Genomic DNA, 11,439 nt, shown 5'->3' on the forward strand with positions numbered 1-11,439 from the left:
ATATAAGGTGGGACTCGAGCCGTTTTTGTCATTTGAAAGCTAACTTCCATACAAGCATGTTGATGAAAAAAAGCACTATGAAATAAATAGTAGGTCCGAATGCCATTTGACTGGCAATAAAATAGTGTAGACCTGCCAAAATAGCTATAGGGATAAACAATAAAAAAGTTTTCCAGCCTTGAGCATCCCCAACCTCATCATATGGTTTGGTAAAAGGTATTTTATTGCTCATCGTTACGAAACAAAACAGTGTATATATCCAGCTTGTCACTAAAACTACTAGTAGGTCTGGGATAATTCGAATACCGTATATATAGCTAAAGACCAAACTTAGTACTAAAAATAATGGGATATACAATTTGATTAAAAATGCCTTTAAACTGCCTTTTTGTAAATTCGTATAATCTTTTAATGGAAGTATTTTGTATATCCACGCCGCTTTAAATTTAGCCGAATGACCAAGTAAAAGTACAGCAGCTGGAATAATCATCATACTAAAATAAATATTTAAGTAGCTCATACTAGTAGCGTAATCAATTTTTTCGGATCCGCTAAAGGTAAATATAAAAATAAATGGGATAATAAATGAAAAACCTAAAGAAGGGTAAACTTTGAGCTTAAACTCACGTTCTTGCTTCATCATAAGAGAGGCGAAACGAAAAAATGCTCTTTCTTCATGTGTTCTACATAGCAGCGTTAATAAAAGTACCTTCAGTCGATTGTTCTTCTCTTTTTTTGATTTACTTGTACTTAATAGTTTTTGAAGGTTACGTTCAAAGGTTGGGATGAGTTTAATATATAATCCAATCGAAAGTATCGGTATGATTACAGCAAAGATGCTGTATAGTACTGTTAATAACGAAGTATCGCCATTTAGTAATAAGTTAAAGGGTGCAGCGAACCACATCGGTATTAGGAAGAGACTCCACCAATGAAATGATACCGTCATATCCAAATTAACGAATTCAAAGGAGCGAATCAAAACCTGATAGCCAATCATGAGCATTAACGACAAGGCAATTTGTACATAGTTGATCATATCCTTCAGCTTTTCACCTACGAAGAAGCGTAAAATAGCAATATATAAAATGGCAGTGATCGCTACAATAAATAAATTAATCAATATAATCTCTAGAACGGTTAAAAGGAAAAATACAATTCCTTGCGTAAAAAGGCTGACGAGTAAAGGGATGCCTGTTAAGGCAATTGTTAAATAGAATAAGTAAATGAAAATATGCATAAATTTTGCTGCGTTAATGGTTCTAGCGGAAATCGGTTTAGTTGATAGTATGCTTTTGTCTCGTACATCTAAGAGTACTGAGGAAAAGTCAGAAATCAATGAAGTCATAATTAAAAAAATGATCATAGCAAACGCAATACTCATTTGAAATAAAAAGTTTTGACCAAATCCCATTAGTGGGATTAGTATAAGGCCGAATAAAACATAAATCCATAGCGATTTAATATAGCCATATTTTTGATTGTCCTTCTTTTTGTTCTGATTAAATAGTGTGGGTACTTTACGTTCATCCATTGTTAATTTGATATGAAGGATTTTTCTCATTAGGTCATAATCAATACCCATTTTTACAAAGAGCCAGCGGAATAAATCAAGCAATTGGAGTGTTTTAAAATCTGTCATGATTGTACTCCTCGAACGATGGATACAAATTTCTCACCAATTTCCTGATGCTCATGAAATCCTGTTAATTGATTAAAGATCCTTTCTAGCGTTCCTTCAGTGTTACCAGCTTGTAATTGGGCAAAGGTTCCGTCCGCTGCTATGTTGCCGTCATATAGCAGGATGATGCGACTACTGATCTTTTCAACGACATCCATAATATGAGATGAGTAAAATATTGTTTTTCCATTGGCTGCGAGCTGCGTTAAAATCTCTTTAAAAATCATTACACTGTTTGCATCTAAGCCATTGATCGGTTCATCTAAGAATAATAGGTCTGGATTATGTATAAGACTAGCAATGATTAATAGTTTTTGTCGCATGCCCTTCGAATACGAGGAAATTCTAGAATGGTACGCCTCTCCCACTCCAAACAACTCCATGAGCGATTTCGATTTGTCAGCTGCCTCCTCTAGCTCTAGCCCATATAACTGACCGATAAAGGTTAAATATTCATAACCTGTTAAGTTGTCATAAACATCAGCGATTTCTGGAACGTAACCAATTCTACGCTTATAGTCTATTTGATCTTGCCCAATGCTTTCACCAAAGAGCTTAATCTCACCACCATAATCACCTTCAAGCCCCAAAATAATTTTAACAGTCGTGCTTTTACCAGCACCATTTGGACCAATATATCCGATAATTTCTCCTCTAGTTGCATGGAGGTTTATTCCTTTTAATATTTCCTTGTTTCCATAACTTTTCGTTAAATTTGTAATCGTTAAAATGTCTTCCATTTCAGTGCACCTCCATAATTATAGAAAAAATATCCATTAATACACTATAACATATAAAAAGAAAATATATTCCTTTTGGTAAAATGAAACCAGTTCAATTCCATGTGGTTGGGGAAGGGTTATTAAATTAAGAAATTATATATTATAACGCCAATTTTTATTCTTTTGCTGTCACAAAACGGTAGTGAATTTAGTTATACAGATAGAGAGGAGGGAAGCTTGTGACTATATCAAATAAAACAGAGGAAACGTTACTAATAAAAGAGGTAGTTAAACAAGTTCAGGCTGGGGATACTCATGCCTACACAGAAATCATACGGTGCTTCCAAAAACAAATCTACCTTTACTGTTACTACCTATTAGGGAACAAAGAAGAAGCTGAAGATGCCTCACAGGATGTTTTTATAAAAGGTTTAGAGAATATTCGCCAATTCTCTTACTCAGTGTCATTTTCAGCGTGGCTCTATAAAATTGCTCATCATCATTGTATCGACCTACTGAAGAAGAAAAATAAGGGCTTTAGATTTTGGACAGGGTTTAAAAAGGAGCAAATGGTCGAGCAGGCATATGAATCCTATCATTACGAGGATTCGATTCATCAGTTATTAGAGAAATTAAATGTGGATGAAAAAAGAATTTTATTACTTCGATCTATTGAAGAGTATAGCTTTGATGAAATTGCCTCTATCATGGATTTGAAACCAGCTACTGTACGCAAAAAATATGAACGATTACGAAAAAAATTGTTGAAAGAAAAAAAGCAAGGGAGGGGATATTATGAGCGTTCGATCAAAACTGAAGGATGATGAATTGAACAAGCTAAAGAAGTACATCCGAGAAACACCCGTAGAAATTGATTTAGTTGACCGTGTTATGTATAAATATGACCATGATTCTAAAAAATTGATTACTCATAAAAAGAAGCCTCATAATGTGTTGATAGTGAAGGCTATGGCTACCGTAATCGTATGCTTGCTACTAATCACCCCCTTCATTTCACCTACAATGGCAGCAACTATAAAACAAGTTCCTGTACTATCCTCTATTTTCAGCCTAGCTGGTGATCTTGGTCTGAAAACAGCTGATGAAAAGGGGCTTTCAACGAAACCTAATGCAAGTGTCAGTCACGATGGATTTACATTAAGTGTATCGGAGGTAGCATATGATGGTACACGTGTCTCGATTGGGGTAGAGCGACCTCGAACAGCTAGTGAAACGGAGACATTAATGGAGCGCCTCGGCAATATTGAATTGTTTATTAATGGAGCACCTATCGATGATTTTGCTCCTAGTGAGTCAAATCGTATTGGGATCTTTCTACACCCAGGAAAAGATAAGGATTCTACAATAATTGAGTTTTCGGATAAGAGCAATCAGGGAGGACGACCTTTCCCGGAGCAATTCGATTTAACAGTATATGCTACTATTACGGGCGTACAGGCTCCTTTAAAGATTGATATTCCTGTGAAAAATAAAATTGCAGACTATGTGACTTTACAGCCAACTGTAAATCGACATTATAATAATATTCATTTTACAGTTGAACAGATCAAGATTACCCCTATTACAACCAATATAACGACGAGAACCATATTGACAGACAGCTCCACTTTTATTGAGCCATGGTTAACAATGGGGATAGATATTTTTGATGAGCAAGGGCGTAAACTTGCACTAATTAATGGGAATGGTTGGCATGAGACCAATGGAAGTGAAAAAATTATGGATCATCGCTTTACTCCTTTTGAATCTGTACCAGCATCCATAACGATCAAGCCTTATATCCATCTTTTTAAGGAGCATCCAAAAGGAAGCTTTCAAATGGATGAGAATAATGAACCGATAATTCAATATATTCCTGAGCTAGAAGTGACAATACCAGTAAAGTAATAAAAAATTATAAGTGAGAAGCAATGGTGTATATTGGTTATTTTGAAACTGGCTGAGTATATATCCGCTCCTATATAATAAAGCTTTAATAAGAATAAATCGAGGTGTGGAATGCTAATTAAATCCAATGAAGATTTGCTTATTTTACTAGATCATACTACGGGAGCCCCAACATTTTTGGAATAATTTTTATGATGATACATTTCGAAAGATTCCTTTCTTTGTTAATAAGCCTGATGAAAATCTAGTACACTATTTTGAAAAGGAAATGATTTTTCCGAGTAAAGTTTTAGAATTAGGATGTGGTGCAGGGCGTAATGCTATCTATTTAGCTAAAAAGGGATGTACAGTGGTTGGAGTGGATCTATCAGAAAATGCACTGGAATGGGCAAAAAAGAGAATATCTAAAGAAGATGTGAATGTAGAATTAGTATGTGCTAATATTTTTGATTTAGATTTTCAACAGGAAAGCTTTGATTTTATTTATGATTCGGGATGCTTTCATCATATAGCACCACATCGTCGTGTTAGTTATATAGAGATCATTAATAGGTTATTAAAGCAGGATGGATACTTTGCTCTATGTTCATTTGAGGAGAATGGTACATACGGTGGCTCAGCTCTGACAGATGAGGAAGTATATTTAAAGCGCAGTTTAGAGGGTGGGCTTGGCTATACCAAAAGTCAACTACAGGAAATTTTTAATTTTTTTGATGAAATTGAAATACGTAAAATGGTACCGATGTCTACAGTAGATCCGCATTTTGGATTAGAAGGTTTTATAGTAGGGTTATTCAAAAAAAATGATATTAAAAAGCCATTCTGAAAAAAACTAGAGAATGGCTTCTTCTATTATAGTGAACTATTTAGAGAGCTCGACGACAGAATCATTAAAAATAGTAGTGGCTATAATGATATCCTCATCGGAGCTGTATTCTAAGGGATTGTGGCTAATGCCGTCTTTTGAGCGGACAAACAACATTCCGATTGGAGCGATTTCAGCAATATTCATGGCATCGTGTCCTGCACCACTTATAAGAGAATAGGGACGTATCCCTTGCTTTTCAATACTTATGGCAAGTTGTTGCTGTAGCTTCTCATCCGCTTTTGCAGGTTTAATGCGCTGTAATATTTTCGAAGCCATTGTAACATTTCTTCGGTCTGCAATTTGTTGTAGTTGCTGCAAAATCGTAGTCTCTAGTGATCTCACTTTTTGTTCGTCTATATCTCGTAGATCAATTGAGAAAGTAACTTTGCCTGGAATCACATTTGTTCCATTCGGGGAGACAGTAAGCTTGCCGACCGTTGCAACCGCATCTGTAGTGTCATTTAATAGCCGTTCAATCGCTAAAATCATCTCGCTTGCCGCAGTTAGAGCATCCTGCCGAATGGGCATAGGTGTTGCACCAGCATGTTCACTGACGCCAGTGACAGTAATTTCTAACCATACAGGAGCGGCTATACCTGTTACAACACCTACAGGTAAACCTTCATTTTCTAACACCTTGCCTTGCTCAATATGCATTTCTAAATATGCTTTAATGTCATTTCGTTGAGCATTAACTACTAGTTACGGATTGTTCTTTCTTGTAACCGAGACGTTAGCAGAGACATGAAGTAGGCAGTAATGAAAAAGGTCAAACCCTTGTCATTACTGATTTTTTTGATTGAATCACTTTTTATTTTACATACAGAATTTTATACATTGTTGATTTGACAGCGTTTTTCAATTCAACTGCTAGCTGTATCATGTATAAATATTGCATAAAACTAAAAACAAATCCTCCTACCAAACGTAACTCCATCAGATTTTGCTATTTATATTCCCAGCTTTTATTTTTTGTCTTTCTAATTCGACTTTCTCCAATTCCACTTCTAGTTCCCTATGCTTAATCAAATACTCTTTTTTTATTTGATAAACCTTAATGAAGCTTAAAATCACAATAATAAAAGCAAATATCAACATTAACAATTGCATATTCGAGAAATACAAACAATACACCTCACTTTCTATATTATATATTATACATTTTTTTGGTTATTATGTATAATTAAGTGAATAATGCATTTAATTATACATAAATGTATTATTTTACAAAAAACACAAAAGGAGAATTAGGATGAAAAAGTTTAATGTTTTTATTTGCGGTTTGATACTAGCATTGATTGTATCTACAGTTTCACCAAGTTTTGTACATGCCAATGAAATAGCAAGTAAAGAAAGTGCTTTAGCCGAATCAGTATTATATAACTTTGATACAAAAAAATTAGAGTTTGATGAAGAGGCTGCTAAAGAAGAATATAATTTCACAGATGAAGAATTAAATTATTATGAATCTTCCATAGAATCACTAACTCCTGAAGAAGTTAATAACAAACTTTTAACATTAGGTATAGACATGGAAAATTATGATGGCAACATAATTTATAAAGAAGATGAAAATGGTGAAGTTCAAGGATTTGCCGTTATAGCGTGGCTTGCGGGGATTGGTTTTGTTTCATTTGTTGGATATTTTTTCTGGGATCGATATCTTACACATAAAGAAAAAATGAATTATATGAATAAATGCTTCGCTCAGGGCGGAAATCCAATAATTGACTCAAGAGATAAATCTGGTTTAAAAGGACAAACTAGTGCAGCAGAAGCTGAAAGAATTGGTGGATATAATTTTGCATGTGAAAAGCCATAAATCGAAATAACACCATATGAATAAGATATACGGAAAAGACCAAGGCTGTTATTTAAATCAGCCTTGGTCTTAAATTTATATTAAATGTAAAGAAAGAACATAAGGAAAAGGTGATAGGTGTTTTTTCTCAGAGCTCGTTGAGGGAAAGACGTTTGAAACTCAGGGGGTCATAATCACTCATATCGGTTTCATAACTTAAAGTAAATAACAGAATTATTTTTTTATCCTCAAGTTTCTTTGGTGTCATAACTTAAAGGATATGGCGACAATTGGAATTCCTTCATAGCTTCTTCAATGGAAATGCCAGCCTCATCTGTGTGCTGTAATTGTCCCTCCGTTAAAACCCCAGCCATCGCACTACTACCAAGTAACCCAAAGCCAAATCTCGTTCCCTCCTCATCCTTAAAAGCGACAACTTGTATCTTTTTAGAGGGTAGTATTTGTTGCTCATACATACTATTTACGACTTCAATAGCTGCCAATACCCCTAATGCTCCATCATATTTGCCGCCTTCTGGTACTGTATCAATGTGTGAGCCTAGCATAATGGTTTCATCGCCTTCACCATAAGTACCAATGAGATTTCCAACAGCGTCAACCGTTACTTTCATGCCAGCCTGTTCCATATAAATGGTCACTAGCTCAATAGCCTGTTTTTCTACTGGTGTAAAGGAGAAGCGATTAATCCCACCTGTTGCTTCATTGCAGCCGATTTGGCTTAAGTCTTGAAGATGTTGTAAGAGTCTACCTCCATTAATCATGACAATCACTCTTTCATCTGGAATTGGAAGTGGTACTGTCCTTCTCATAAGAAAAATTGGTCATGAACCACCTCTAAATTATTATTGTACCCTTTGGTAATAGTGGGGTGGATTACTTTGCAATGAAATTGGCGTATTTACCTGTTTCATTATCCGCCCCTTGTTGACCCGATGGACAATGGATAAATGTTTGTTGAACCTCGATTTCCTTATAACAGTTCGAGCTTAAATAAATTATTATGACCCTTATCGTAGTGTGGCACATAGTTAATATTGTGAACGATCTTCATCACGTTTGATACGTATAATAATTTTGAAATAAGATAGAAAGAAGAACAACCACTACAATAGGAAATTACATAATGAGTGGACCTTTTGAGTTCACTCTCGTTATGCAAGAATGAAGCAAGGGGGTCAGGGATTGTTTAATGATTTTAAGATGGTGGATGATCGTCCTGTTTATGTGCAATTGAAGGATTATGTTCAAGATATGATTGTCAAAGGGCATCTGTTAGAACATCAAAAGCTTCCATCTACGCGTGAACTTAGTAAGCTATTAGCAGTTAGCAGAAATACAGTGCTGAATGCATATGCTGAGCTAGAGCAGGACGGCATTATTTATGCAGTGAAAGGAAAAGGGAACTTTGTAGGAAAGGTTACTACTTTGAAAACGTCCCCTATTGAACTTGACTGGAAAAATAGGCTGAATACAGCAACTTTGTTAGCAGATGAAATCGATTTAGTACGACAAGATATTCAGTGGCAAAAAGGGATGATCTCCTTTACTAGTATTGCTCCAGAAGAAAAGCTTTTTGATGTTGAAAATTTCAAACGGGCTTTTCTTACACGTATGTCCCTTGAAGGCGATATTGTCTTGAATTATGGCTATGCAAAAGGGTATAAACCTTTAATTGATTATCTCCTTCGCTATATGGAAATGAAGGGTGTAGATATTTCTAATAAAGATATTTTAATCACTAACGGCTTTACGGAGGGACTCGATATTTTATTATCCTCAATAGCTAAAAAGTCTGGGCGTGTTCTATGTGAAAATCCTACACATCACGCAGCATTGAAGCTTTTTCGTTTACATGGGCTAGAAATTCATGGCGTTGATATGAGCGATGATGGCATTGATATGGGGCAGGTAGAAAAAACATTAGCCAAAATGGATTTTGATTTTGCCTATCTCATCCCGTCCTATCATAATCCAACTGGAATTGTCACCTCCTCTGAGAAGAGGAATGCTATTTTTCAGCTTTTTTCCAACTATCAAATACCTATCGTAGAAGATGGCTTTAATGAGGAATTAAGGTATTCCAGCTCTCATTTTGCACCACTAATTGCATTTAGTGGTTCAGGTAATAACATTGTCTATATTGGCAGCTTTTCTAAAATCCTTTTCCCAGGCTTACGTGTTGGCTGGATTTTAGCAGATAAGGAGCTAATTGCTAGCCTAGAAAGCATGAAAAGAGCGCGGACAATTCATACATCGACACTGGATCAGGCAGTGTTATATCAATATTTACAGGATGGTTATTTTGAAAAATATTTAAAGAAAGCAAGATCTGTTTATAAGAAAAAGTATGAGCTTGCTCGTCAAGCCTGCATGGAGTACATTCCATTTTGCAAAATCAGAGGGGATGGAGGACTGCATCTATTTATTGAACTAGAAGTGGGCATAGATGCTCGCAGATTATTAGAAAAATGTTATGACGAAGGTGTGGTGTTCTATCCAGGAGATGTATTTTATACAAATGGTCTTGGTAAAAACACATTTCGCCTAGGGTTTTCCCGTTTATCAGAAGAAGATATTGTCCGGGGTATTCAAATTATTGGGGATACATTAAGAAATGATAGAAGGGGTTGAAAAGATGAAAGTTGGCGTAATTATGGGCGGTACCTCCTCTGAAAAGCAGGTTTCGATTATGACAGGGAAGGAAATGGTTGCTCATTTAAATAAACAAAAATACGATGTTGTTGAAATAGTATTGGAAGACCATCAAGAGGTAATAGAAAAAGTGCAAGGTATTGATGTAGCTTTATTAGCACTGCACGGTAAGTTTGGAGAGGATGGCACGATTCAGGGTGTATTAGAAACATTGGGTATTCCTTATACAGGAAGTGGTCTTCTAGCAAGTAGTCTGTGCATGGATAAAAATATGGCCAAGAAAATACTGCGCTATGAAGGGATCGCCACACCAGATTGGATGCATCTCGTAAAGGGTGAGGAGCTGCCATTACAGGACATAGAGCTGATGGGTTATCCGATGGTCGTTAAACCAAATGCTGGTGGCTCTAGTGTAGGTGTTCAAATTGTCCATGATCGAAATGCCTTATTGACGGCTGTTGCAGAGGTATTGAAGTGGGATAACGAAATCATTATTGAGCAGTACATGATTGGTGACGAAATTACATGCCCAATCCTCAATGATAAGCTATTGCCAGTCCTTTCAATCAAACATACGGCAGTATTTTTTGACTACCAGGCGAAATATGATGATGCTTCTACAATAGAGGAGCCTGTGGAACTCCCACTTGCGATTCATGACCGTGTGGCAAAGGCTGCTATGACCAGCTATAAGTCTTTAAAATGTAGTGTGTATGCTAGAGTAGATATGTTAATTAAGGAGGGCGTTCCTTATGTGTTGGAGGTTAATACATTACCTGGCATGACCCAAAATAGCCTGCTACCAAAAAGTGCCCTTGCTGCAGGAATTAGCTATTCTGCCTTATTGGATAGCATTATTGATAGCTCCTTACAGATTGATAATAGGTAAATAGAAAAAACACCTTTTGTTTTCCTACAAAAGGTGTTTTGACTATCTTAAGATTTGGCTAATTCAATAAAGCCTTCTCCAAAAACATCTCTTACATCATGAATGGCAATAAAGGCATCCTTGTCGACTTCTTTGACAATTTTTTTAAGCTTTACAACTTCTTGCTTACTAATGACGATATACAAAATTTCTTTTTGTTCCTTTGTATAATAGCCATGACCGGAAAGTACCGTAACCCCGCGGTTCATATAAGCAGTTACCTGTCCAGCAATGTCTTCTGGTTTTTTAGAGATGATCGTAACTGCTTTTTTAGGATTAACCCCTTCGATAACGAACTCCATCACCTTAGTACCAACATAAAGCATGATTATTGTTAACATTAATGCCTCTGCTCCGATGATAAAATAAGATGAAAAAGCTACGATTAAATCAAAGAATAAAAGTCCGTAGCTAATACTCCAGCCAAGGTACTTGTTGGTGATTCTAGCTAAAATCGTAGAACCTGCCGTTGTACCACCGACTCTAATAATCAAACCAATACCGACCCCAGCAAATACTCCACCAAAAATCGTATTTACGATAATTTCATTTGAGGAAATCGACCAAGATTCTGTTAAATGTAAAAATAAAGAATGGAATGAGACCGCAATGATCGTATAAATTGTTGTTTGTCTATTTAGAAATTTATAGCCAACTAGTAGTAAAGCCGCATTCATAATAAAGCTGACAATACTCGGAGACCATCCGAAAAGATAATAGGCTATAATCGTTAAGCCCGTTACGCCACCTTCACCCAAATCATTTGGAATAACAAATAAGTTAACTGCTAGGGCAAAAAGCAGTGATCCAAGCATAATCATTAAAATATCTATTACGTATTTTTTCATTCACATAACA

General features: G+C 35.9%; 11 protein-coding genes. 6 read left to right on the plus strand and 5 right to left on the minus strand.

What is annotated here, in order from left to right; all coding sequences use genetic code 11:
• Nucleotides 1-28 precede the first annotated feature (28 nt).
• Both B3D94_RS01605 and B3D94_RS01610 read right to left on the minus strand, forming a co-directional pair.
• Nucleotides 29-1,642: a hypothetical protein gene (locus B3D94_RS01605; protein WP_291753950.1), complete on the minus strand. Its 1,614-nt coding sequence runs from the start codon at nucleotides 1,640-1,642 to the stop codon at nucleotides 29-31.
• The gene (locus tag B3D94_RS01610) at nucleotides 1,639-2,421 is read right to left on the minus strand and encodes an ABC transporter ATP-binding protein (RefSeq protein WP_008175483.1); all 783 of its coding nucleotides are present in this window, start codon (nucleotides 2,419-2,421) and stop codon (nucleotides 1,639-1,641) included. Before B3D94_RS01610 ends, B3D94_RS01605 begins: the two co-directional genes overlap by 4 nt.
• A gap of 221 nt (nucleotides 2,422-2,642) precedes the next feature.
• On the opposite strand from B3D94_RS01610, the gene B3D94_RS01615 reads away from it, so the two are divergent.
• The 3 genes from B3D94_RS01615 to B3D94_RS01625 all read left to right on the plus strand — a co-directional run bounded on the left by B3D94_RS01615 (nucleotide 2,643) and on the right by B3D94_RS01625 (nucleotide 5,137).
• Nucleotides 2,643-3,227 carry an RNA polymerase sigma factor gene (locus B3D94_RS01615; protein ID WP_291753954.1) on the plus strand — a complete coding sequence of 195 codons (585 nt, stop codon included), beginning with the start codon at nucleotides 2,643-2,645 and terminating at the stop codon, nucleotides 3,225-3,227.
• Entirely contained in the window at nucleotides 3,199-4,311 is a 1,113-nt protein-coding gene (locus B3D94_RS01620) for a DUF4179 domain-containing protein (RefSeq protein WP_291753956.1), read from the plus strand. Before B3D94_RS01615 ends, B3D94_RS01620 begins: the two co-directional genes overlap by 29 nt.
• A gap of 211 nt (nucleotides 4,312-4,522) precedes the next feature.
• Complete coding sequence (locus B3D94_RS01625; protein WP_254664378.1) at nucleotides 4,523-5,137, plus strand: class I SAM-dependent methyltransferase; 615 nt, start codon at nucleotides 4,523-4,525, stop codon at nucleotides 5,135-5,137.
• Nucleotides 5,138-5,173: 36 nt separating this feature from the next.
• Here the strand turns inward: B3D94_RS01625 and B3D94_RS01630 are convergent, their stop codons facing one another.
• Nucleotides 5,174-5,854 carry a hydantoinase/carbamoylase family amidase gene (locus tag B3D94_RS01630; protein ID WP_291754434.1) on the minus strand — a complete coding sequence of 227 codons (681 nt, stop codon included), beginning with the start codon at nucleotides 5,852-5,854 and terminating at the stop codon, nucleotides 5,174-5,176.
• 577 nt (nucleotides 5,855-6,431) lie between these two features.
• On the opposite strand from B3D94_RS01630, the gene B3D94_RS01635 reads away from it, so the two are divergent.
• Nucleotides 6,432-7,001 (plus strand): hypothetical protein, encoded by a 570-nt coding sequence (locus B3D94_RS01635; protein WP_069483006.1) that lies wholly within the window; start codon nucleotides 6,432-6,434, stop codon nucleotides 6,999-7,001.
• A gap of 227 nt (nucleotides 7,002-7,228) precedes the next feature.
• Here B3D94_RS01635 and B3D94_RS01640 read toward each other — a convergent pair whose 3' ends face one another.
• The gene (locus tag B3D94_RS01640; RefSeq protein ID WP_291753959.1) at nucleotides 7,229-7,762 is read right to left on the minus strand and encodes a M20/M25/M40 family metallo-hydrolase; all 534 of its coding nucleotides are present in this window, start codon (nucleotides 7,760-7,762) and stop codon (nucleotides 7,229-7,231) included.
• Nucleotides 7,763-8,183: 421 nt separating this feature from the next.
• On the opposite strand from B3D94_RS01640, the gene B3D94_RS01645 reads away from it, so the two are divergent.
• Together B3D94_RS01645 and B3D94_RS01650 are read left to right on the plus strand one after the other, a co-directional pair.
• The gene (locus B3D94_RS01645; RefSeq protein ID WP_291753962.1) at nucleotides 8,184-9,632 is read left to right on the plus strand and encodes a PLP-dependent aminotransferase family protein; all 1,449 of its coding nucleotides are present in this window, start codon (nucleotides 8,184-8,186) and stop codon (nucleotides 9,630-9,632) included.
• A 4-nt stretch (nucleotides 9,633-9,636) separates the two neighbouring features.
• Nucleotides 9,637-10,542 carry a D-alanine--D-alanine ligase gene (locus tag B3D94_RS01650; RefSeq protein ID WP_193833384.1) on the plus strand — a complete coding sequence of 302 codons (906 nt, stop codon included), beginning with the start codon at nucleotides 9,637-9,639 and terminating at the stop codon, nucleotides 10,540-10,542.
• A 47-nt stretch (nucleotides 10,543-10,589) separates the two neighbouring features.
• Here the strand turns inward: B3D94_RS01650 and B3D94_RS01655 are convergent, their stop codons facing one another.
• Nucleotides 10,590-11,429, minus strand: coding sequence for a YitT family protein (locus tag B3D94_RS01655; RefSeq protein ID WP_025113579.1), 840 nt, complete (start codon nucleotides 11,427-11,429; stop codon nucleotides 10,590-10,592).
• Nucleotides 11,430-11,439: the final 10 nt, after the last annotated feature.

Source organism: Lysinibacillus sp. UBA5990 (assembly GCF_002429815.1).
In the GTDB taxonomy this organism is placed as follows: Bacteria; Bacillota; Bacilli; order Bacillales_A; family Planococcaceae; genus Lysinibacillus; species Lysinibacillus fusiformis.